This window comes from Paraburkholderia phenazinium, from assembly GCF_900100735.1.
Classification (GTDB): domain Bacteria; phylum Pseudomonadota; class Gammaproteobacteria; order Burkholderiales; family Burkholderiaceae; genus Paraburkholderia; species Paraburkholderia phenazinia.
Window position 1 is genome coordinate 129,366 of record NZ_FNCJ01000018.1, and the last position, 19,975, is coordinate 149,340.

General features: G+C 61.4%; 26 protein-coding genes and 3 pseudogenes. 12 read left to right on the plus strand and 17 right to left on the minus strand.

Annotated features, from left to right (window positions below):
- The first annotated feature begins 56 nt into the window (after nt 1-56).
- Nucleotides 57-341, plus strand: coding sequence for a hypothetical protein (locus BLQ92_RS30685; protein ID WP_090691058.1), 285 nt, complete (start codon nt 57-59; stop codon nt 339-341).
- A gap of 18 nt (nt 342-359) precedes the next feature.
- Here BLQ92_RS30685 and BLQ92_RS30690 read toward each other — a convergent pair whose 3' ends face one another.
- Nucleotides 360-1,073: a YceH family protein gene (locus BLQ92_RS30690; protein ID WP_090691061.1), complete on the minus strand. Its 714-nt coding sequence runs from the start codon at nt 1,071-1,073 to the stop codon at nt 360-362.
- Between the two features lie 194 nt (nt 1,074-1,267).
- Between BLQ92_RS30690 and BLQ92_RS30695 the strand changes: the two are divergent.
- The 3 genes and pseudogenes from BLQ92_RS30695 to BLQ92_RS30705 all read left to right on the plus strand — a co-directional run.
- A pseudogene (locus BLQ92_RS30695) lies at nt 1,268-1,681 on the plus strand (RidA family protein); the annotation flags it as partial.
- 49 nt (nt 1,682-1,730) lie between these two features.
- Nucleotides 1,731-2,927 carry an aminotransferase class V-fold PLP-dependent enzyme gene (locus BLQ92_RS30700; protein WP_090691067.1) on the plus strand — a complete coding sequence of 399 codons (1,197 nt, stop codon included), beginning with the start codon at nt 1,731-1,733 and terminating at the stop codon, nt 2,925-2,927.
- Nucleotides 2,928-3,020: 93 nt separating this feature from the next.
- Nucleotides 3,021-3,506: a cupin domain-containing protein gene (locus tag BLQ92_RS30705; RefSeq protein ID WP_090691070.1), complete on the plus strand. Its 486-nt coding sequence runs from the start codon at nt 3,021-3,023 to the stop codon at nt 3,504-3,506.
- Between the two features lie 82 nt (nt 3,507-3,588).
- On the opposite strand, the gene BLQ92_RS30710 is transcribed toward BLQ92_RS30705, so the two are convergent.
- Genes BLQ92_RS30710 through BLQ92_RS30720 form a run of 3 tightly spaced genes read right to left on the minus strand, consistent with a single transcriptional unit; the run spans nt 3,589 to nt 5,347 of the window.
- Entirely contained in the window at nt 3,589-4,173 is a 585-nt protein-coding gene (locus BLQ92_RS30710) for a YceI family protein (protein WP_090691073.1), read from the minus strand.
- Nucleotides 4,174-4,203: 30 nt separating this feature from the next.
- Complete coding sequence (locus BLQ92_RS30715; RefSeq protein WP_090691077.1) at nt 4,204-4,764, minus strand: YceI family protein; 561 nt, start codon at nt 4,762-4,764, stop codon at nt 4,204-4,206.
- A 28-nt stretch (nt 4,765-4,792) separates the two neighbouring features.
- On the minus strand, nt 4,793-5,347 hold the full coding sequence (locus BLQ92_RS30720) for a cytochrome b (RefSeq protein ID WP_090691080.1): 555 nt from the start codon (nt 5,345-5,347) through the stop codon (nt 4,793-4,795).
- 315 nt (nt 5,348-5,662) lie between these two features.
- Between BLQ92_RS30720 and BLQ92_RS30725 the strand changes: the two genes are divergently transcribed.
- The 4 genes from BLQ92_RS30725 (at nt 5,663) to BLQ92_RS30740 (ending at nt 9,720) form a co-directional block, all read left to right on the plus strand.
- Nucleotides 5,663-6,826, plus strand: coding sequence for a porin (locus tag BLQ92_RS30725; protein ID WP_090691083.1), 1,164 nt, complete (start codon nt 5,663-5,665; stop codon nt 6,824-6,826).
- A 244-nt stretch (nt 6,827-7,070) separates the two neighbouring features.
- Nucleotides 7,071-7,865, plus strand: a complete 795-nt coding sequence (locus BLQ92_RS30730) for a MipA/OmpV family protein (protein ID WP_090691087.1) — start codon at nt 7,071-7,073, stop codon at nt 7,863-7,865.
- A gap of 202 nt (nt 7,866-8,067) precedes the next feature.
- On the plus strand, nt 8,068-8,838 hold the full coding sequence (locus tag BLQ92_RS30735) for a DUF4118 domain-containing protein (RefSeq protein ID WP_090691089.1): 771 nt from the start codon (nt 8,068-8,070) through the stop codon (nt 8,836-8,838).
- A gap of 54 nt (nt 8,839-8,892) precedes the next feature.
- On the plus strand, nt 8,893-9,720 hold the full coding sequence (locus BLQ92_RS30740; RefSeq protein ID WP_090691092.1) for an alpha/beta hydrolase: 828 nt from the start codon (nt 8,893-8,895) through the stop codon (nt 9,718-9,720).
- 42 nt (nt 9,721-9,762) lie between these two features.
- On the opposite strand, the gene BLQ92_RS30745 is transcribed toward BLQ92_RS30740, so the two are convergent.
- The 7 genes and pseudogenes from BLQ92_RS30745 to BLQ92_RS30775 all read right to left on the minus strand — a co-directional run.
- The gene (locus BLQ92_RS30745; protein WP_090691095.1) at nt 9,763-10,479 is read right to left on the minus strand and encodes an RES domain-containing protein; all 717 of its coding nucleotides are present in this window, start codon (nt 10,477-10,479) and stop codon (nt 9,763-9,765) included.
- Between the two features lie 12 nt (nt 10,480-10,491).
- Complete coding sequence (locus tag BLQ92_RS30750; protein ID WP_090691099.1) at nt 10,492-11,175, minus strand: hypothetical protein; 684 nt, start codon at nt 11,173-11,175, stop codon at nt 10,492-10,494.
- Nucleotides 11,176-11,186: 11 nt separating this feature from the next.
- On the minus strand, nt 11,187-11,732 hold the full coding sequence (locus BLQ92_RS30755) for a hypothetical protein (protein ID WP_143016702.1): 546 nt from the start codon (nt 11,730-11,732) through the stop codon (nt 11,187-11,189).
- A 158-nt stretch (nt 11,733-11,890) separates the two neighbouring features.
- Entirely contained in the window at nt 11,891-12,718 is an 828-nt protein-coding gene (locus BLQ92_RS30760) for a 4'-phosphopantetheinyl transferase family protein (RefSeq protein ID WP_090691105.1), read from the minus strand.
- Nucleotides 12,719-12,729: 11 nt separating this feature from the next.
- The gene (locus tag BLQ92_RS30765; protein ID WP_090691108.1) at nt 12,730-13,209 is read right to left on the minus strand and encodes a hypothetical protein; all 480 of its coding nucleotides are present in this window, start codon (nt 13,207-13,209) and stop codon (nt 12,730-12,732) included.
- A 283-nt stretch (nt 13,210-13,492) separates the two neighbouring features.
- Nucleotides 13,493-14,038: a GNAT family N-acetyltransferase gene (locus BLQ92_RS30770; RefSeq protein ID WP_244896687.1), complete on the minus strand. Its 546-nt coding sequence runs from the start codon at nt 14,036-14,038 to the stop codon at nt 13,493-13,495.
- 8 nt (nt 14,039-14,046) lie between these two features.
- A pseudogene (locus BLQ92_RS30775) lies at nt 14,047-14,312 on the minus strand (class I SAM-dependent methyltransferase); the annotation flags it as partial.
- Nucleotides 14,313-14,583: 271 nt separating this feature from the next.
- Between BLQ92_RS30775 and BLQ92_RS30780 the strand changes: the two are divergent.
- Genes BLQ92_RS30780 through BLQ92_RS30790 form a run of 3 tightly spaced genes read left to right on the plus strand, consistent with a single transcriptional unit; the run spans nt 14,584 to nt 16,051 of the window.
- Nucleotides 14,584-15,135 carry a hypothetical protein gene (locus BLQ92_RS30780; RefSeq protein WP_090691113.1) on the plus strand — a complete coding sequence of 184 codons (552 nt, stop codon included), beginning with the start codon at nt 14,584-14,586 and terminating at the stop codon, nt 15,133-15,135.
- Complete coding sequence (locus BLQ92_RS30785; protein ID WP_090691116.1) at nt 15,136-15,432, plus strand: winged helix-turn-helix domain-containing protein; 297 nt, start codon at nt 15,136-15,138, stop codon at nt 15,430-15,432.
- Entirely contained in the window at nt 15,419-16,051 is a 633-nt protein-coding gene (locus BLQ92_RS30790) for a DUF7010 family protein (protein WP_090691119.1), read from the plus strand. The genes BLQ92_RS30785 and BLQ92_RS30790 overlap by 14 nt, the downstream gene beginning before the upstream one ends.
- Nucleotides 16,052-16,101: 50 nt before the next feature.
- Here BLQ92_RS30790 and BLQ92_RS40840 read toward each other — a convergent pair whose 3' ends face one another.
- The 6 genes and pseudogenes from BLQ92_RS40840 to BLQ92_RS30815 form a co-directional block, all read right to left on the minus strand.
- Nucleotides 16,102-16,530, minus strand: coding sequence for a rubredoxin (locus BLQ92_RS40840; protein ID WP_090691122.1), 429 nt, complete (start codon nt 16,528-16,530; stop codon nt 16,102-16,104).
- Between the two features lie 111 nt (nt 16,531-16,641).
- Entirely contained in the window at nt 16,642-17,127 is a 486-nt protein-coding gene (locus tag BLQ92_RS30800; RefSeq protein WP_090691125.1) for an SRPBCC family protein, read from the minus strand.
- A complete protein-coding gene (locus BLQ92_RS30805; protein ID WP_090691128.1) occupies nt 17,124-17,465 on the minus strand; it encodes an ArsR/SmtB family transcription factor in 342 nt (113 codons plus the stop codon). The genes BLQ92_RS30800 and BLQ92_RS30805 overlap by 4 nt, the downstream gene beginning before the upstream one ends.
- A 4-nt stretch (nt 17,466-17,469) precedes the next feature.
- Nucleotides 17,470-17,931: a VOC family protein gene (locus BLQ92_RS30810; RefSeq protein WP_090691130.1), complete on the minus strand. Its 462-nt coding sequence runs from the start codon at nt 17,929-17,931 to the stop codon at nt 17,470-17,472.
- Between the two features lie 129 nt (nt 17,932-18,060).
- Nucleotides 18,061-18,207 (minus strand): annotated as a pseudogene (locus BLQ92_RS41270) (DUF817 family protein); the annotation flags it as partial.
- A 135-nt stretch (nt 18,208-18,342) separates the two neighbouring features.
- Nucleotides 18,343-18,831, minus strand: a complete 489-nt coding sequence (locus BLQ92_RS30815; RefSeq protein ID WP_090691133.1) for a GFA family protein — start codon at nt 18,829-18,831, stop codon at nt 18,343-18,345.
- 272 nt (nt 18,832-19,103) lie between these two features.
- Here BLQ92_RS30815 and BLQ92_RS30820 point away from each other — a divergent pair, with 272 nt between their 5' ends.
- Complete coding sequence (locus tag BLQ92_RS30820) at nt 19,104-19,937, plus strand: class I SAM-dependent methyltransferase (RefSeq protein ID WP_090691136.1); 834 nt, start codon at nt 19,104-19,106, stop codon at nt 19,935-19,937.
- The last annotated feature ends 38 nt before the right edge of the window (nt 19,938-19,975 follow it).

A 19,975-nucleotide genomic window follows, 5' to 3' on the forward strand; every position in this document is an offset into this window, starting at 1 on the left:
TGCGGCTGACGCATGCGCTAGACTTGCAATCATCTCGCACGGGACCAGAGACTCCGATGATACGCAAGACTCTCAACGCATCGCAGCTGCAGCAGGAAGTGAACCGGCGACTGCATCGCCTGCAAGAAATCGTCGAAGACGGTGTGAAGATTCGAGTGCCCCGTCCGCAGTTACAGGAGCCGGATAAAACCGGCTGTAACTGGGACATGAAGCACTTCGGTAACGCTGCCGGCTTCGAGCGCGACATTGCCGCAGTGCTCAAAGCGGTACGCGCCGAATACAACCTGAGCACCGAAACGAAAGACACCGGCAATCCGTTCGGCGACTTTCCGGGCAGCTGAGCGGCAGAGGCGTAAGCGTCAGGGCTCGCGCGAGAACTTGTCGAGGCTGATGCCCAACTCCGCCGCCATATATTCGACCAGCGTCTGAAGACGGGCCAGTTCCTCGCCTTGACGCTTCACTTCGGCCTGAAGCGTCTCGACCTCTGCCGATGGCGCCGCGTCTTCCACGACGCCACGCGCGAACTCTTCACTTACGCTAACTTCACCGCACAACACGTGGGTCCAACGATTTTCGCGCTCGCCCGGCGTGCGCGGCAACTTCACCACGCGCGGCGGTTCATTCGCCGCCAGTTCATCGAGGAACACTTCGACCGACGAGATGTCGGCGAAGTCGTGCAGGCGCGAGGTGTTCAGGCGCAATTCCGCGGCTGTCTGCGGGCCACGCAGAACCAATACCGTGAGCAAGGCGGCTGACTGGCTCGGAATGCCCAGTACGCGATTCATGTTGTGTTCGAAGCGCGGCACCCGGCTGCTGCTGCCTTCCAGAACCAGCGACAGGCGTTTCAATCCATCGATCGCAGTGAGCACTTCCGCCTCGCTCACGTTCATCACCGGAGCGCGAGCGGTCTTCTGGTTGCAACCGGCGGTCAGTGCGTTGAGCGAAAGCGGATACGTGTCGGGGACCGTGTGCTGTTTCTCGCTCAGCACACCCAGCACGCGCGCTTCGACGGGCGTCAGTGAGCGCATGGCGGGACGCGGAACGGCGCTGGGAGTGTCGGGAGTGGTATTCATAGCTGGCTTCGCAGAGTGTAGCGCCTGACCGGCCGCCCTGATCGTGAGCCGGACGGGCGTGTCTGGCGAAGACTCACATGATAAACAGATTGACCGCCGCCGCAAAACGCACTCTATCGTTCAACAACGGGTAGCATGACGCACTGCCCTAACGCCTTCGTCGAAAAGCCCATGCGTTTCACGCGTCCGTTGCCGCCCCTGCTGCCAACTACGTCCCGTTCGTGCAGGACGGCTCGTTGCTTTATATTTCCGGCCAGATCTCGCGCAAGGGCGGTCAGCCTGCCTATGTTGGCCGACTCGGCGACAATATCTCCGACGAGGATGGCGTGCAGGCCGCACGACTCGCCGCACTCGGCATCCTGGCGCAGATCGCCGCCGCCACCGGCGACCGGCTCGAGCGCGTGGCGCGCATCGTGCGCCTCGGCGTCTTTGTCGCCAGCACGCCGGAGTTCAATCGTCAGAGCGCGATTGCGAATGGCGCGTCGGATCTGATGGTGCAAGTATTCGGCGACGCCGGGCGCCATGCGCGCGCCGCGGTTGGTGTCGCGTCGCTGCCCGCGGGCGTTGCCGTGGAAGTCGAAGCGGTTGTCTCGCTCAAGCAGTCCTGAAACTGAAGCGTAGTTCCGAACCGTCGCTGCATCACTGGAGCCTCCACACATGCCTGCCCCTCTTACCGATGCCGCCGTGCAAGCGCTGCGCGCCCAGACGCCGGGTACCCAGCACATCACGCATTTCAACCACGCCGGTTCCTCGCTGCCATCCGCAGCGACGCTGGAAGCGATCCGCGCCCATCTGTGGCGCGAAGCCACCATGGGCCCCATGGAAGCAGGCGTGGCCGCACGCGAGCAAACCGGCAGCGCGCGCACGCTAGCCGCCCGGCTGATGAATGCCCAAGCCACGGAGATCGCCTATACGAGCGGCAACTCCCAAGGCTGGGGCAGCGCGTTCGCCGCGCTGGGCACATGGCAGCCCGGCGATCGCATTCTGGTTGCGCGTCACGAATGGGGCGGCAATCTGGCCACCATGCGCCTGACGGCCCAGCGCGCGGGGGTATCCATCGAAACGATTCCTTCCGATAGCAGCGGCGCCGTCGACCCCGGCGCACTGGAGGCGATGCTCGACGAGCGGGTCAGGCTGATCGCATTGACCTGGATGCCGGCGAACGGCGGCCTCATCAATCCGGCGGCAGCGATCGGCCAGATCGCGCGCCGTCATGGCATCGCGTACTTCATCGACGCGGCGCAAGCGCTTGGGCAGGTGCCGGTCGACGTGACCGAACTCGGCTGCGACGTCTTGACCGGCCCAGGCCGCAAGGCCTTGCGCGGCCCGCGCGGCACAGGGCTGCTGTATGTACGCCAGGCATTCCTGGAGCGCCTCACACCCGCATTCGTCGACACCCACACAGCGCCGCTCGATGCCGACGGCGAACCCGTTTTGCGGGCCGACGCAGTACGCCTCGAATCTGCGGAAGTCGCGCCGGCGCTGTTCTGCGGTTTGGCCAATGCACTGCAGGAGGCGCTGGAAATCGGCGTGGAGAACATCCGTGCCCGCATCGACGCCACCGCCCAGACGCTGCGCGCCGAACTGGCGCAGATCGACGGCGTGACCGTACTCGATCAGGGACGCGAACGTTCGGGATTGGTGGCCTTCAACCTGGCGGGCCACGAGGCCACAGCGGTGCAGCGTGCACTTGCCGCGCGAGGCGTGACGATCGGCAGCAACGGGGTCGCCTATACCCCGCTCGACATGAACGCCCGGGGCCTCAGCCAGATCGCCCGCGCTTCCGTCAGCTACCTGACCACCGAGGCGGAGATCGGCAAATTGCTGGACAACGTGCGCGCGCTGCTGCAGTAAGATCGTCGTTCACGGCGCGTCACCCAGGCTGGCGCAGCCGGACCCCACGCGGCGGACCTGCAAGGCGAGCCGATTCAAGGCAAGGAGACTTCAATGGAACGACCCGAGTTCATCCGCCACTGGACCGAACTGGAAGGCCCGGACGATAGCCACTACAAGGACAGCGCGGAACTGCACAGCATTGGCGCGCCGCTTGGCCGCGCGCTTGGGCTTAAGCGCATCGGCATTCACCACGAACGCTTGCTGCCTGGGCGCCGCACCTCTTTCCCGCATGCGGAAAGCGCGGAGGAAGAATTCGCCTTCGTGCTGGAAGGCACGCCGGATGTGTGGATCGACGGTCATTTGCATCCGTTGAAGCCAGGGGACTCGGTCGCGTTTCCGGCAGGCACCGGCATTTGCCATACCTTCATCAACAACACGAATGAGGAAGTGCGGTTGCTGGTGGTGGGAGAAGCCAGCAAGGAGGAGAACCGGATTCGTTATCCGATGAACGAGGCCCATGAAGCCACGCGCCCGGATCGCTGGGTCGACTGGCCAGTGCGTCCGATGGGTCCGCACGACGGCAAGCCACACCGCTAACGCCCAATGCAAACGCCCCGGCCGTCTAAGACCGGGGCGTCAGTCAAGCAAACCCGCCAGCACGTAGCGGGACAATCCTCTCTTACTGCTTCACGCCTTCCGCCTGGATATGCAGGACGGTTGCCATCTTGAAGCCATACGTCTTGCCGAAGTCCACGCCGAAGTCTGCGCGGTCGAACGTTGCCGTCGATTCCGTGCCGCACACTTCACGCTTGAGCATCGGGTTCTGGAAGCACTTGAACGATTCGATCTTCAGGTTCAGCGGCTTCGTCACGCCGTGCAGGGTCAACTCGCCGATCACTTCGACCGGCACATCGCCCTTGAACTTCATCGACGTGCCCTTGTAGACAGCGGTCGGGAATTGCGTGGCATCGAAGAATTTCGGGCTCTTCAACTCCGTATCCAGCGTATCGTTGCCGATGTCCACCGACGACATGTCGATGGTGGCTTCGAGCGAACCCGTCTTCGCTTCGCGGTCGATCGTCACCGTGCCGGTGGCTTTCGTGAACTTGCCGCGCCAGATCGAAACGCCGCCAAAGTGATCGGCTTCGAAGCTCGGCGAGGTATGGGTCGGATCGAGCGTGTAGGTGGTTTCAGCGGCCATTGCGCCAAACGATGCGCCGGCTGCCAGCGCGGCGACTGCTACTGCCAAAAGTTGCTTCTTCAAGGTGATTCTCCAGGTAAGTGTGTGTGCGGCTTATTTCTTGGCTGCCACGATATGAAACTTGATCAGTACTTCGTCGGCCACTACTGAGGTGTCCTTCCATTCGCCCGTGCCGATCTCGAACTGGCTGCGTTTGATCGGCAAGGTGCCGTCGAAGGTTTGCGTCGTGCCTTGCTGGGCAACGGTGACCGGCACCGTGACGGCTTCGGCCTTGCCCTTGATGGTCAGCGTGCCGCTGACCTTGAACTGGTTGCCGCCAGCGGGCGCAATGGCGCTCGAGACGAACGTCGCATTCGGATACTGTGCGGCGTTGAACCACTCCTTGCCGCGCACCTGGTCGTTGTAGCTTTCGTCGCCGAGGTCGTAGCTCGCGGTGTCGATAGACAGCTTCGCGCTACCGGCGGCCGGTTTGGCCGGATCGAAATCGACCTGCGCCGTGAATTTCTTGAAGTTGCCTTCGACAGGTACGTTCATCTGCTTCGAGGTGGCAGTCACCTTGCTTTTAGCGGTGTCGACCTGGGCGTGCGCGACGCCGAAAAACAGCGAGGAAACCGCCGTGGCGGCGAGAACCCATTGACGGAGAGAGGTTTTCATATCGTTGATATCTGCGGTGAGCCTGAGGCTACTTGAGAAAGGGAATCATGCGGGCCAGCAGACCATCACGATCGATGAAGTGATGCTTCAGCGCCGCCAGTACGTGAGCGGACACCAGTGCGAGCAAGCTGTAGTTCAGCCAGATGTGGATGGTCTTCAGCAGTACCTTGAGCGTGGTGTCCGGGCCGATCAGCGTCGGCAGCGGCACGATGCCCAGATACACCACCTGGATGCCGGCCGCCGAGCTGTAGAGATAGCCCGAGATCGGAATCAGGAACATCAGCAGGTACAGGATCACATGCACGGCGTCCGCCGCCAGCTTCTGCAACGGCGCCATACCCGACGGCAAGTCCGGAGCACGGTGCGTGAGGCGCCATGCGAGACGAATGACCGCCAGCGCAAAAACGGTCACGCCAATCCATTTATGCCATGAAAAGTACTTGAGCTTGGTGGGCGTAAAACCGGGAATGTCGGTCATGATCCAGCCGAGATAAAACCCGGCCACGATCATCAATGCGATAAGCCAATGCAGGCTCATAGCGGTCGTGCTGTATCGCTGCTGGAGCGGAGGAACTGTCGTCATCGTCAATTCGGCTGGCGGCTTGAGGGCAGTTCGTCCACGCAGGAGACGAACAGGACTGTGGGTGTAGGACGGATTCTATGAGGGGGGATGTCCGCTGAATAGCGCATCCAAAGAGAACACATCGTTGTTCCAGCGTCACCAATCGCCGGGCGGCTTAGTCAAATCTTCTCGCCATTCACTTTATACAACCTTTTTATCTCGAAGACCGTAGCATCGCGGTTCTTATAACTCAGCCCAACGGCATATGCGAACGCATTGCCGCCCAGGGCAATTGTTGACTCTCGCAGTCCCCGCTACGTCATGGAGCTTAAAAGCATGAAGAAGTCGTTACTGGCACTCGCGCTGCCAGGGGCATTTGCATTGTCCGCACACGCGCAAAGCAGCGTCACCCTGTATGGCGTGATCGACACCGGCATGGTTTATACAAACAACCAGGGCGGTCATAGCAACTGGCAAGAAACCAGCTCGTCCACCGAAAACACGGTGTATGGCTTGAAGGGTACGGAAGACCTCGGCGGCGGTTTGCACGCGATCTTCAAACTGGAAAACGGCTTTAACCTGAATAACGGCAGCCTCTATAACGCCGGCGACGCGTTCGGCGAACAGGCTTATGTCGGTCTGCAGAGCGACCAGTTCGGCACCGCACTGTTCGGCCGCCAGTTCGATACCGTCAACGACGTGCTGGGCCCGATCTCGGCCGCCGGCAACGGCTACGGCGGCAATCTCTCCGCGCATCCGTTCAACAACGATAACCTCGCTGCTGACTCGATGAGCATCAACAACGCGGTGAAGTACACGAGCAACACCTACGGCGGCTTCACCGTCGAAGGCATGTACGCCTTCAGCAACAAGGCCGGCGGCTTCGCCAACAACCGCGTCTATGGGTTTGGCGCAACCTATGCGCATGGCCCGCTGAACCTGGCTGCAGGCTACCTCCAGCTCAACAATGCGGGTGGCGGCGTGAGCGGCACGAATCAGAACGGCGCGGTCGCACTCGGCGACGGCAGCGCGGACTTCGTCGCGCAACGTCAGCGTATCTGGGGCACGGGCGGCAACTATACGTTCGGCCCGGCTACGGTCGGCCTGCTGTGGACACACTCGCAGATCGACAACATGTCGAGCGTGTTTGCCGGCGGCAATGGTTACGCCACCTTGGGCGGCGGCCTGCGCCTCGACAACTATGAAGTGAACGCGCGTTATTCGCTGACGCCGAGCCTGAGCCTCGCCGGTGCCTACACGTTCACCGACGGTTCGTACGGCGACGGCGGCGCCAACGCCTCGCCGGAATGGAATCAGTTCACGCTGCAGACCGACTACACGCTGAGCAAGCGGACCGATGTCTACGTCGAAGGCGTGTATCAGCATGTTCATGGCGCGGCAAGCGGCTCGGTGCTGGGTAGCGCAACGATCAACACGTTGTCGCCCTCGGCAACCGGCACGCAGGTCGCCGTGACGGTGGGTCTGCGTCACCAGTTCTAAGCGTACCGCGCTAGTGCAGGACAGGCCGCGCGCCAGGCGCGGCCTTTCGCATGCCTGACATGCAAACGTTTGCCGAAGTTTGCGCAAGCCTAGAGTGCGGGAATGCTCCGTATGCCTCATAATCACGCGCGCCCTGAATCTTCCGAGCTACGTAGCAAGGCAACCCCGGAGGCCGGCCCGGCGGACCCAAGCGGCAATCCGCACAGTCCCGCCTCCCCGTTTTTCCCCTCTTCGAACTGGCAATATGTTTTCGTCACCCCAACTCGGCGCCGGCCTGATGGCGCTTGCCGGCTTGCTGGCGCCCGTCGCGAGCTTCGCGCAGCAGGTCACGACCAACGCCGCGCCGGCCCCGGACTGGACCGTGACCGTCGGCGCCGAAGGGCAGTGGGAGCCAGCGTATCCCGGCGCGAACTTTATGCGGCTGCGGCCCTTTCCGGCGTTCGACATCGAATACAAGAACCGCCTGTTCGCCAAAGAGGACATGCTGCTGGGCGTGTATTTCATCAACAACGCCAATTGGAGCGCGGGCCTCGCGCTCCAATACGACTTCACCGAGCGCGAGACCAGCGACGACATCCGGCTGCGCGGGCTGCAAAATGTACCGACTACGCCGCGGGCCAAGCTCTTCGTCAACTACACGCTATCGGCGTTCACGTTGTCGACCTCGGCGGCCCAGGATATTGGCGGCAACCGCGAAGGGCTGGTGGTCGACGCCAATGCCACCGCCACGCTGCCGATCGGCAAGAAGCTGTATCTGACCGCAGGGCCGGGCGTCACATGGACTAACGGGACCTACCAGCAAACCTGGTTCGGCATCACGCCCAGCCAGAGCGCCGCGTCCGGCTTGCCCGTGTACGACGCGCATGGCGGCGCCGCCACCGGGTATATCACGGTCGAAGCGGACTATCTGATCACCAAATCCCTGACCGCCACCGTCGAGATGAAATTTGCCCGCCTGTACGGCAATTCCGCCTCGAGTCCGATCACACGCCGGGTTCAGCAGAATACCGACACCTTCGCCCTGACTTATACGTTCTGAGCGGTGCCGCGGCGCGACGATTGTTGAGTACCCCCAACGTGCTGCCGCGCACCGCCCCGCCTAAGCGAGGCATGCAAACCAGGCGCCAGGTACGTCGTTTTCTTGGGACGGCCGCCAAGAGAACCGATCCTGCCGGGCATCGAATGCGATACCATTGGCGCCCGATCTCTAAATTGAAGCGTACCATCAAGCACGCACTGCTGTGAAAATTCAAAACGCCAAACGATGGGCGCCACGCGGTTCCCGAGCCTGGCTCGCCGCGTTGCTGGCCTTGGCGGTGGCAAGCGGGGTACGTCTGCTACTCAGTCCCTTCATCGGCCCGGCCATGCCTGGGGCATTTTTTTGCGTCGCCGCCGCACTCATCGAGTACTTTTTTGGGCTGGGACCGGCCCTGACGGTCATGCTGGTGGGGCTCGTGATTGCGGACTACCTGTTCGTGCCGCCCTATGCCAACTTTACGGTGCTCGATCACAACGACCTGATGCTGGGCATCTCGTACCCGTCCGTGACGATCTTCGTGATCTGCCTGATCGAGCGCCTGCGCCGCGCGCAGTTCCGCGCCGAACTGTTCGCATCGGTTGCCAAATCGCGCTACGAAATGCTGCTGCGCGCCGACAATAGCCGCGCGCTACGGCGTCGCACGATCGACGAGACGCACCGTTTGCTGCGCCATCTGCCGCACTATCACGACACCATTATTCTGATCCAGGCGCTCGACCGCAAAGCCTCGCTGCGCGCCGATGTCGCCCTCGCGAGCGGCGCTGCCCACGTGCTGCCGCACACCTCGGCGCCCGGCAGCCGTTTTTCGGCGGTCCACCCGGCGGATATCGCGCGTCTGCAAAACACGCTGACGCCGGGCAGCCATCGCTTGCGCATCAAGAGCGGGGAACACACCTATAAGCCGGTCGATTGCGTCGGCGAGCGGTTTACGACGCATGCCGGGGACTTCCTGGTGCTGCGGATCGAGGATTGAGCTTTGGATCGAGCCAAACACATACTCCAGGAAGGCGGTGAGCACGCCGTGCTCATGTTGCACGGCCTGTCGAGTTCACCGCTCGAAATGCGCTTTCTGGCGCGCCATTTGAACAACGAAGGATTTACCGCTTTCGCGCCGGTGCTGGACGGCTATAGCGCGGGCTCGACCGAACGCAACATGGAGGCGTGGCTCGAGGCCGCGTTGCGCGAATTCGACGCGCTGGCCGAGCGGTATGCGCGCGTCTCCGTATGCGGCTTGTCGATCGGCGCGGCGCTGGCGCTGGCCGTAGTGAGCAAACGGCCGACTGCCCACGCGGTGGTGTTACTGTCGATCACCCTCTCCTACGACGGCTGGGCGATTCCGTGGTACCGGTTTTTGCTGGGGTGGGCCTATTACACGCCGCTGCGCAGTCGCTGGCGTTACCGCGAAGCGTCGCCGTTCGGGCTGCGCAATGAAGCGCTGCGCGCGAAGATCGCACGCGCCATGCAGCGCAACGGCATTAGCGAGGTGGGGCCGTCGACCATTTCGCTGCCCGCGCTGCGTGAGGCGAGCCGCCTTGCCAAATGCGTGCGGGCAAGCCTCGCAGAGATCTCGACCGACTGCCTGATCATTCACGCTATCGACGATGAAACGGCCAACCCGCGCAATGCGCATTACGTGGCAGCGAAGATTGCCTCGCCGTTTCTGCGCACGATCTATCTCGACGATTCGTATCACATGATCACCTCGGATAACGAGCGCGAGATCGTCGCCGAGGAGACCTCCGCGTTCCTGCGCGAGAGCGAAGCCGCCCGCGGCATCGGCAGCGGCGCGGAATCGCAGGTGGTATCGAAGGCGCTGGCGCGGCGCTTGAGGCAGTTGGCGGCGCTGGGGAATTGAACCGGCGGCGGCGCAAGAGTCCCGCAGGTCCGTCTACGCTTTCTATACAGATGGTTTCGAAGATGACAGCGGCGGTGATACTCGCAGGGGGTCGTGCCTCGCCCGGGCGTATTCCGGCGACGCCAGAAACGCGACCTCTGTGATCTCGATACCGTCCCTGAGTTCGTCGAGCGCGTCAGATAACAGCGCGACGGCCGTATGACCGCGATGCCGCCTGGATGGATAAACAAATCCATCGGGTTTTGTTGCGGCGGCCGGTGCACGCATGGCCAAAAACAACTGGTACCCAAACCACTGCGACCACTCGTGATCGGGGCTCGACAGCTCGTCGAATATTCCGAGGCGGCTCGATGCGGAGCCATTGAGATTCCAAAGCCGAAGCGGCCGGGCAAACCTGAGCTCAGCCAATACCCCGTTCTCGACGGCAAAGGGTTCCAAATAGTACGTACCCGGGCGCGTGACGTCGTTCTTGCAAAATTGTGCCTCCCACATTGCAGTCTCGGCGGCGTGCGCTGTATAGAACCAGGCAAACGGCAGCGCTCCGTCATTCCCGATCAATGCTGCTGGGGGCCCGAAGCGGTGAGCTTGGGTGATCCGCCGGGGAACTACGTTTGTCCGGACGTAAGCGGCTCGGAAAAGCTGCTCGCTCTCTCCAGGTTTTGCGAAATCCGTGGACAGACATTTGATCAGGCTGTCCACGGATGGAAAAGTGCCGCGCAAGTGAGGCGGTGGTTCGAAGATCCGATTCTGTTCTGTCATCGCAATGGCCGTTCAGTCAGCCATGCTTTCTCCTGGTCCGCCAATCAGCGCAAGCACCCTTCGCTGACGCTCGGTTGCGGGCAACGTCAACATACGCGCCTGACTGGGGTGCAGCGACCGCCGTGTCTCAAACTTCGTACCGGCGAGGACCTCGGCTGGTGACAGCTCGTTCAGCTCGTCCTTCGCCGTGACCATGAAAGCATGAACCTCGTTTCTCAACGCCCCTCGGAGTGCGATCAATACGTGCTGCAGCAGGTCGGGCACAGGCTCGACAAACTGCCACGCCGGGAACTCGCGACCATTGGTCTGTCCCGACGGCACGACGCAGTAAAACCTGTTCGCGTCGACAGATCGATAAAGACTCGCGATCGACATGCGCACTTTCCGCTGTTCGATCACCTCCGAAGGCTTCAGGTTGGCCACAGGCAACGATAAGGGCACTGCGCCCGGTGCACCGGCATCTTCAAACGCCATCATCGTAGAGAGGCGCCGCTCTATCACACCACTCACGAGAGCATGGATCTCATGAGTGGCCAGTTCAGGTGCCTGACCGCGCAAGGACCCTTCGATGTCGGAGGCAAAGAGTTCGGCCACGTCACGAGCGGCCTGCTCCGGGTTGAGTATTTGCCCACCCAACAGCACCGCCCGTATCTTGAAATCTGCCTTGCTGTTTCGCGCTTTCGCTGCCTGTGCCATGAGACTCTCCTTCATGCGATCTGGGGCGGCGCGCCGTGCGGGCTCATCCGCTTCGCGTTCGCGGCCGCGCTGCCGGTTTCGCCGCTCGTTTGACTGAGCCATCCGAGGAGCGGCAAACGAGTCTGGCCACGTCGCTCCGCAGTCAGACGCCGCGCAATTTTCGCGCGCAGCAGGATGCTGAGGTGACTGCGTGGCTGTTGCTCCGGTTCAACGGTGTCCGGCGGCCACCGCTCGCTAATACGCAGAGGCCGCCCCTTGGCTAATGCGACGATGACATCCAGGTACTGCTCAACGGCCAAGCTAACGAGAGACTTGTCCGCGCCCAGGTCAGGTTCGCCGAACGTGCCGATCAGGCGCAATGCGTTCGCCTCGACACCCGTGACTCTGCTGAAGATCCAGTCCAGATATTGGCTTGCCCGTTTGGCACGCAAATCGACCACAAGCTCCACACTTGCGGCACGCAGCGCTCGGAGCAGATTTTCTGGATCTAGCAAGGTTTTGCCGTGGGCACCGCGTGGTGCCTGAAAGCTTGTTCCAGATAAGCCGAAGGACCACATGGGACCTCTCCCTCGTTTGTGTCTTCTCCAGAGCATACACCATGTTTTATCAAATTTCTCATATTTATCATTCGTCGCACAAGATTTACTCCCATGCGCCTGATGCTGTTTTTCACCCGGGGCGCCCGTCTGCTGCTCGTGTCGCCGGCACCAGCCGTTCAACTGGCGACCGCCCGCCCGTCGCGCCCCACCCAGCCGAAGGCGTGAACCCGCGTCACCGGTCGAGCCACCGCGGCCGCTGCGCAGATGATGCCCGGCATCGGCAGATCGAGAATCTGCCAGCGCCGGGGACCGGCCGTATCGACGAAGAAGGGACTGGCGTCGTGCCGCAACACCGGCGCATCGACGCTCAGTACGGCCGCGCCGGCAGCCGATGCGAGACTGGCATGGCGAACCACACTGCGTGTTTCCACTGGCCTGAGCGACGGCATACGCCCCGTCAACACCGACTCGCTGGACGCGCCACCGAGTGCGTTGTCGGGCAACGTCGGGACGCTGGTGGCAAGCCCCAATGGGTTGCTACTAACCCCCACCACAATCCAGATCCCGGCATAGGCAATAGCAATCTCGATCGGCTCGCACACGCCGGCGTGGACTAAACGAGGTTGTCCGTCCTCATCGTCCTTGAGTTCGACTTCGCCCGGCACGCAACCGATCATGTCCGCGAGGATTTCGCGCATCACCGCGCGGCCCACTACAAAGCGCTTGGCCAGCGCAGGATTCGGATGGCTCCTGACGCGCGCCAGTTCCGCCTTCGACAGGCACGCATAGGCTGCGTCCTTCGGGATGGACTGCCATTCGGGGCGAAAGCGCCATAGAAGCAGTTCGTCGTCCTTGAGCTGCGGGACACCTGCAGCACGCCGGTAGGCGAGGCGACGAGGAACGAACTCGAAATCGGGAGCAAAGCGCACGGCATGAACCGGCCGTGCGCTACGCGACGGCGCGGCTGTTTCGTCCGCGAGGACTACTGAAGAATTGACCGGCATATCCTGACTCTTCAGTGCATGTAGGTGACGCAGCGAGATCGGACCTGGATCACGAGTCCCGCATCGAGCAAAGCAATCGCGAACCAGCGCACGATCTTCAGCACACCGCTGACGGCCGACTCGGGCAGCCAGTCGTTCAGCAGTTCGATGGCGGCGTCGCCGCGCACCCGCTGCAGCAACGCGATGGTCTGCAGCAAAGAAGCTTCGTCCTTGGCGAGATCGCTTGCGCAGCGGCAACGCGTATCGAGGCGACGGTAGGCGCAACGTCGCAGGAAGCGCATCAGAAGATCGAAATAGAGCATGCCGTCGACGCTCATCCCGGCTTCGGACAGCACGTCGCGCCAGCTACCGTTGCGGCCCAGCGCATCGCACCGTGGACGCAACCATGTGCGGACTGCGTTCAGCACGGTCTGTTCAGCTTCGTCGGCGCGCGAAGCAGAGGGATCGTCCAGCAGCGAATGCGCCACTGAGGATGAGCTATGGAAATTCATTGGACCTCCGTTCAGGGAGAGGCCGGCAGCCGGCACCCGTGGACGAGCGCAGCACCCGCGACGTGCGAGCGGGCAATTCGTCCGGAAGGGATACGTTCAGCGTGTACGAGTAAGACGGATGAAAGCATGCGCGGGTAAATCAAGGTGGTGAGGCATGCTTAATCATCGGACAATTTTGGCATAATTGCAAATGATTCGCATTTGCAATTATGCCAAATGACTAGAAATCGTGAGGAGTGTGGATGGTTGGGGCCGGCGGCGCCGGACTCTGAATCAACCTGCATCAAATCCCATAGCGAGCGCGAAACTCATCCTGAGTCATTCGGTATGACCGGCACGACTCGTCGGCATGGGTGCCGTCGCCGTCCACGAACTTCAGCCCGAGCTTCTCCGCAACGCGGATAGACCCAATGTTCTCAGGATGGATACCGGCGACGATCTGCTGCAGGCGCATGTCCCTGAACGCGTGTTCGACAATGGGTGTGGCCGCTTCCGTGGCATAGCCACGTCCCCATGCGGTTCGATTGAGACGCCAGCCGATTTCGATTTCCGGGCCCACTCCGTCAACCGGAATCAGCAGAATCCAGCCCAAAAACGTTGCGGGCGCATCTTTGACAAAGATCGACCAATAGCCGAAGCCTGGTTCGAATGGCCGCTGGATGCGCTCGCTCAGAAACCGCTCGTGCGCCTGCGGGTCGTGCCACGGACCCGCCACGTATTGCGTGACCTGCGGATCACGATCCATCGCGAGACATCCATCGAACTCAGCCATCGAGCGGGGACGCAGCAGCAGACGGGCAGTGTCGAATGTGGGCAAATGAGGCTTCAATCGTCTTCCTCTTCGAGCATTCGCGCGGAGATATCAACCCCGGTCACGATGGCCGCATCCTGGGCCTTGCAGAACGGACGAACTCGCCGAAACCGCATCCCAGGTCCAGCACATCCAGGTTGGAAAGATCAGGCAACAGGCGATGCAGCGCCGGAATTTCCAGCGCGCCATTCAAACCGGTGTCGCCGTCGCGCAGTGACTTGTAGCCTTCAAAAAAGGTGGTGTCGTCATAAATGTTCTGCGGCGCAAACGCTGACGTCAGATCGTTACTCACGTAGAAAACTCCTCTGCAAGAATGCGCTTTGTGCGGCGCAAGCCTTCGTCTCCGCTTATCCCTTGCCGCTGATACTGCAGGAAGACGAAGTAAGCAACGAAGGCGCAACGATCAGCGGATCGTGAACTGGACGTATCGTAAACGGATTACTCGGCTTCGCCATGCGTACGCACCACAAAATGGCCCTGGCGCTGACATCGGTTCGAAAGACTACTTGCGCGCTTCAACTCTGCCGTATAGAGTTCTCTAAAACAACGCTTCAGGAACCATCATGTCACTCTCCTCTGGGCAGGCATCCCAAGCCTTGCGCGAACTCGAGGCTGTTACACAGCGCAGCGGGCAGCTCTATCGCTACCAACGGTTTGCTCCCATGCTGATCCTCTGGGGCGTGATCTGGCTGATCGGCTTCAGCTCGAGTCACTTTTTCCCCGCCCATGCCTTTTGGGCCTGGATCGCGCTGGACGTCATCGGCATCTCGGGGTGCATTTATCTTGGCCGCAGAGGCAAGCAGGACGCCTCCAATAGCACGTCATGGCGCTGGCTCGCGTCCATCTTTAGCATCGTCGTGTTTTACATCGTTGTGCAAAATATTCTGCAACCGGTTTCCGGCCCACAGTCCGCCGCCCTCATCTCTCTGATCGTCGCGCTGTGCTACTTCCTGGGCGGTGTATGGATAGGGGCGCGCCTCGCCATCACAGGGATTGTCGTTGCGGCGCTTACCCTGATCGGGTTTTACATGTTTCCCGCCTACTTTCTCTTGTGGATGGCCGTTGTCGGCGGCGGCTCCCTGATCCTTGCAGGGGTCTGGTTGAGGACGACCTGAATGGATCAACTGGACGAAACCATCCACCAACCGGTTCGGCTCAAGATTATGGCCGCGCTCAAGGCATTGCCGAACCGGGAAGCCATTGAATTTGTCCGGCTGCGCGCCATCGTGGGCGCAACCGAAGGCAATCTCGGTGCGCACCTCACTACGCTGGAGAAGTGCGGCTACGTCGAGATCACCAAGGACTTCGTCGGCAAGAAGCCTCGCACCCGGATCGCCATGACCCCATCGGGCCGGCGCGCTTTCGAACGCTACGTCGATTATCTGCGCGGCATTCTCGATGGTTCAGCGTGACGCGCTTCGCGTAGCGAATTTTTCTGTGCAATGTCGGGAGATAGCTGTGAGAGACGCCCTGTACGCTCGTAAAGCCGGCCGCGCAGTGGGCCAGATGTTTTTTGCCGGATTCGGCTCCCTTTGGATAATGGGCTGGTGCCAGGGCACACGCGGCACGGATTGGCCGATGCTGGCGTTGATAGCGATGGTCGGCAGTACGCTTTTCTTGTGGGCCTTGTGCGATTTTCGGGCGTACCGACGTGCCGCCGGTACGAGTGCTGATCCGGCGGCCGACAAAGCGAGAAACCGCGTGTTCGGATGGGTCAATCTCGTTCAGTGGAGCGCAGTTTTCGCGGCGAACATTGGCCTGAATGCTGCTGGGCGCCCCGAGTGGGTCGCACCGGCCGTGATCCTGATCGTTGGCCTGCACTTCTTTCCGCTAGCGCGATTGTTCAAAACGCCTTTCCACTACGTCATGGGTATTGCAATGGTGATTGTCGCACTCGCCTACCCGTGGATGGCGGGCGGTGGCGCGGAATATACTGCCGGGGAATTCGCTACTGGCGCGATCTTGTGGTTTGGCGCGCTATACGGATTTCTACGCGATCGGTTTGCCGAGACACCGGCCGTCGCGTTCTAAGCGGAAGCGGGACTGGTGAGCGGATACTCCCTAGCAGGGGCTCGCCTTCGTCAGAACTCGACCAAGGCGAAATCCTCTTTGCCCACGTCGCACAGCGGACAACGCCAATCGGCCGGCACATCGGCCCAGCGCGTTCCCGCAGCAATACCCTCTTCAGGCAAGCCGGCCGCCTCGTCGTAGATCCAGCCGCAGATCACGCACACCCATTGCTTGAATTCGTCGGCGGACACAGCATCATGCGCCCCGGTGGATGAGTCCGCGTCAGTGGACGGCGAGCGGCTCGTGGACTTCGTCTCATCAAGGCTCACAACAAGCGGCGCCGCGGTCCCTGCACTGCTTGCGGCTAACTGCGTCTGCAGCGAGTGGAGAAGTGCTTGCGCCTCTTCCCGCGTCAAGTCGATCCAGTAGGGATCGCCTGCGCCATCGTTGAGCCGTTCGGGGGCAAACTGAATTTCTAAGGCAACGCCTTTTTTGTACATGGCAAATCAAAACGGGGATGAAACCGCGACCCACACGGCGGACGACAATTATCCCCTTGTACGCGCGACACATTCCCTACGCCACAGAGATGCACTGTTTCCTACCGGTAGCTAAAGAGGCGGCGCCTGGTGCCTGACCCGGGTGCTGTACGACCCCAGCAGTACTTGCCACCATTGTCCATGCCGCACCAGGAAAATGCCGTCCGGGAAGTGATGGCGCGCGACGTGCTCTTGCGGCACAGTGTCCCAGCCGCGATGCTCGACAGTCACGCGCGTCTCGTCGCCTACCGCTTCGAAGCGCACTTCCACATGGGTTTGCTGCTCGGCAGAAAAACTCGCCTGCGTCCAGCCGAAGGCGAGCCGCACACCGGGCTCCCACGCCGTGATACGCCCCACTTCGAACACGCTGCCATCGGGTTGCGTCTCGATCAGACGACCCTCCGCCATCCCTTCGAACGACAGCACGCCTGCACCCTGCGGCGTGAACTGGAAGAGCGCATTCGGCTGCCACCACAGCGCGATATCGCGTGTGAAGACTTCGAACGCATGTTGCGGTGCCGCAGCCACGCGGACCGAAACCTGCACGCGCGAGCTCACGGCTGGCGCTCCACATGTGCCTTGAACGCCAGCAATTGCGACGACCACAGATGTTCGGTCGCCTCGAGCCACGCTTTGAGTTCGGTCATCGGCGCGGCTCTCAGGACATAGAGACGCACACGCGCATCGACGCCTTCATGCGACTCTTCGATCAGTTCGCTCGAACGCAATACGCGCAGATGCCGGCTCATCGCTTGCGGACTGAGGCCGGCCGCTTGCGCGAGCTCGCCGGCTCGCATCGGCCGCTGGCTCAGCAGGTCGACCACCTGGCGCCGGCTCGGGTCAGCGAGTGCGGCCAAGGTCCGGTCGAGCGACGCGCTGGCGGGTAGTGCTGCCATCCGCTCACACCCATCCGTCGATCTTCAGGCCAGTGAGTTGCTCGGCCTCTTCGCGCGACATCTTGCGCAATGTCTGGCCGAAACTCCAGACATGCCCCTCGGGATCCCGCGCGGCGTAAACCCGATCGCCATAGAACTGGTCCGCTGGTTCGCGCGTGATCACCGCGCCGGCCGCGCGCGCCCGGGCGCAATGTGCGTCGATACCGTCGTCCAACTGCACGTGCACCGACTGCGTGTTCTTGCCGCCGATAGACTGCGGGCTTGCCATGTCCTCGGCCCATGTGCGGCACACCATCAGATAGCTGTTGCCGAAGCGCATTTCCGAATGGGCGAGCTGGCCGTCGTTATCCGTGACGACAAACTGGCGCTCGAAGCCGAAGGCTTTTTCAAGCCAATCCAGTGCGGCAAACGGGTCGAGGTAGTACACCGCGGCGCCCAGTGACGGACGGCCGAATGCGTCGCTCATGGCAAGCTCCTTTGGTAAACCATCGGGTTTATATTTAACACTATAGTTAAACAAAATGGCATGTCAAGGACGGTGGTGGAGACTACGTTGCCGCCGTGACGGGCACGAAGAGGATTGCGGACGCTTGTGCTATGGCGCCGGCGGCCGATTGACCAAGGTGACAATGACGTAGCTCATGATCGTCAGCATGAACCACGATCCCAGTTTGCTGATCGACACCATGGCCCACCCTTGCATCTGGCTTGGATACAACCAGGCATGACTAAAGGTGCCAAGGGTTTCGGCGACTTAGTCAATACTTGAAACGCATTGCCGTGCGGTCTGAGTGAATGCAGTCACGTCCGCTTCTTCTTGTTGAGTAGGCGTCAAGATTGCTTTTTACCTTTAGTCACTGAAACTACCAACCCCGGGCTACTTCCGCGCCAACAGCGCAGCACGGCGCGCAAGACTTTCCTGCGGCCAATATTCGGACGACTTGTAATACGCCTCCACGGCCGGGATCCCCTCAGGCAGCACCACCCAAGGCTGTTTGGATGCGGTGAAGATGTGGATATCCGGCGGGAAGCGGTCCGGTTCATCGAGCGTGCCCACCCTCACAAAGCGCACCGCATCGCCGCCTCCCGCGTAGTTGCTCCACAGCGCCACGTGACACGTCGGACAGCGGGAGATCTTCTGCCCCCTGCCGCTAAACGACGGTGTGTCGATGCGTTCGATCTCTCCCTGCAATAGCTCCACCCGGTCTGCTTCGATCATCGCATTGAGCGCGAACGAAGCGCCAGTCTCCCGCTGGCACCAGCGGCAATGGCAGCAGTGAACGAACATCGGCCTTGACGTCATGCGGTAGCGCACTGCACGGCATGTGCAGCCGCCTTCATAGAAAACGGACGGGTCGGAAGCCATTTCGCACCTCTCATGCAAAGACGGACAACACCTGATGTCTCCTGCAGGCCAATGTTCCTGATTCACTGCGCATGCGTCAAGGACCGGGCGACGCAGCTCCACAGATAACCGGCAGGCCTCAAGGCCCGCAAAACTGCACATATACCAGGAAACGCATCGCACGCCTCACCACAATTGTCACGCCTCTATCAGCGGCGGATAATTGCAAGCCGCTCGACCTATTCGCCTGCCTCGATGATGCATCACGCATAAATTATCAGGAGTCGCCCCGCATGACTGAGCTTTCCCCCGTCGAGACGTATCTGCAAGACTTCCACCAGCGTCAACCTGGTGCGACGAGCGCCCTGTTCGGCAAGCTTCGTGCCCGCTCCAGCGTAGCCGAATACGCGTCCTCTTATGCTGCACTCGTCGAGTGTGTTCCAGATACTCAAGCGCCGCTAACCGTGCTGGATCTCGCCTGCGGAGACGGTCATCTGCTCAAGCTGCTAGCAGACAGGCAACACCCCTCGCTACGGTTGATTGGCGTCGACATGAGCCAAGGTGAACTGGACGTAGCGCGAGCCACGCTGCCAGGCCATGTCGTCCTGTTGAAGGAACGGGCCCAAGCGCTTTCCGTAGAGACGGGCAGCGTCGACTGCGTGCTCTCGCATATGGCCATGATGCTGATGGACGATATCGAGCAGGTGATCAAGGAAATCGGGCGGGTACTCCGGCCGCAGGGGCAATTTGCGACCGTCGTTGGACGAACCTTCTTGCTCGGTGAAGCGAATCAGGCCTTGCTCAAAGTACTGGTGCCGATTCTCAAGGAAGACGCGTCAGGGCTCCACTTCGGCGACGCGCGGACCCGCACGGAAACCGGGATGACCGAACTGCTTGCGCGCGATTTTACAAATCTGCAGTTCGAAGACCTGGACCTGGATTGGCAGCCGCTTCCCGACGAACTATGGGACTCGCTCACCGAGACCTACGATATTGACCGGCTGTCCGAGCCGGCTAAAGCGCGCCTGCGAGAAGACGCGCTCGACGCGCTCTCCCACCTGCAGCAAAGCGACGGAAAGATTCGCACCGGTTGGGGTGTTCGACTGATCCGCGCACAAGTGAAGTAAGCGTCGCGATTGGCGCATGCGATGTCCGCCGCAGCATC

Coding starts and splice junctions, on each gene's coding strand:
- BLQ92_RS30690 (WP_090691061.1), bottom strand. CDS start 1,073: ATGAATACCACTCCCGACACTCCCAGCGCCGTTCCGCGTCCCGCCATG.
- BLQ92_RS30785 (WP_090691116.1), top strand. CDS start 15,136: ATGGATCAACTGGACGAAACCATCCACCAACCGGTTCGGCTCAAGATT.
- BLQ92_RS30810 (WP_090691130.1), bottom strand. CDS start 17,931: ATGAGCGACGCATTCGGCCGTCCGTCACTGGGCGCCGCGGTGTACTAC.
- BLQ92_RS30780 (WP_090691113.1), top strand. CDS start 14,584: ATGTCACTCTCCTCTGGGCAGGCATCCCAAGCCTTGCGCGAACTCGAG.
- BLQ92_RS30765 (WP_090691108.1), bottom strand. CDS start 13,209: ATGAATTTCCATAGCTCATCCTCAGTGGCGCATTCGCTGCTGGACGAT.
- BLQ92_RS30685 (WP_090691058.1), top strand. CDS start 57: ATGATACGCAAGACTCTCAACGCATCGCAGCTGCAGCAGGAAGTGAAC.
- BLQ92_RS30715 (WP_090691077.1), bottom strand. CDS start 4,764: ATGAAAACCTCTCTCCGTCAATGGGTTCTCGCCGCCACGGCGGTTTCC.
- BLQ92_RS30820 (WP_090691136.1), top strand. CDS start 19,104: ATGACTGAGCTTTCCCCCGTCGAGACGTATCTGCAAGACTTCCACCAG.
- BLQ92_RS30805 (WP_090691128.1), bottom strand. CDS start 17,465: ATGGCAGCACTACCCGCCAGCGCGTCGCTCGACCGGACCTTGGCCGCA.
- BLQ92_RS30755 (WP_143016702.1), bottom strand. CDS start 11,732: ATGTGGTCCTTCGGCTTATCTGGAACAAGCTTTCAGGCACCACGCGGT.
- BLQ92_RS30730 (WP_090691087.1), top strand. CDS start 7,071: ATGTTTTCGTCACCCCAACTCGGCGCCGGCCTGATGGCGCTTGCCGGC.
- BLQ92_RS30790 (WP_090691119.1), top strand. CDS start 15,419: ATGGTTCAGCGTGACGCGCTTCGCGTAGCGAATTTTTCTGTGCAATGT.
- BLQ92_RS30700 (WP_090691067.1), top strand. CDS start 1,731: ATGCCTGCCCCTCTTACCGATGCCGCCGTGCAAGCGCTGCGCGCCCAG.
- BLQ92_RS30720 (WP_090691080.1), bottom strand. CDS start 5,347: ATGACGACAGTTCCTCCGCTCCAGCAGCGATACAGCACGACCGCTATG.
- BLQ92_RS30760 (WP_090691105.1), bottom strand. CDS start 12,718: ATGCCGGTCAATTCTTCAGTAGTCCTCGCGGACGAAACAGCCGCGCCG.
- BLQ92_RS40840 (WP_090691122.1), bottom strand. CDS start 16,530: ATGTACAAAAAAGGCGTTGCCTTAGAAATTCAGTTTGCCCCCGAACGG.
- BLQ92_RS30725 (WP_090691083.1), top strand. CDS start 5,663: ATGAAGAAGTCGTTACTGGCACTCGCGCTGCCAGGGGCATTTGCATTG.
- BLQ92_RS30750 (WP_090691099.1), bottom strand. CDS start 11,175: ATGGCACAGGCAGCGAAAGCGCGAAACAGCAAGGCAGATTTCAAGATA.
- BLQ92_RS30705 (WP_090691070.1), top strand. CDS start 3,021: ATGGAACGACCCGAGTTCATCCGCCACTGGACCGAACTGGAAGGCCCG.
- BLQ92_RS30740 (WP_090691092.1), top strand. CDS start 8,893: ATGTTGCACGGCCTGTCGAGTTCACCGCTCGAAATGCGCTTTCTGGCG.
- BLQ92_RS30815 (WP_090691133.1), bottom strand. CDS start 18,831: ATGGCTTCCGACCCGTCCGTTTTCTATGAAGGCGGCTGCACATGCCGT.
- BLQ92_RS30745 (WP_090691095.1), bottom strand. CDS start 10,479: ATGACAGAACAGAATCGGATCTTCGAACCACCGCCTCACTTGCGCGGC.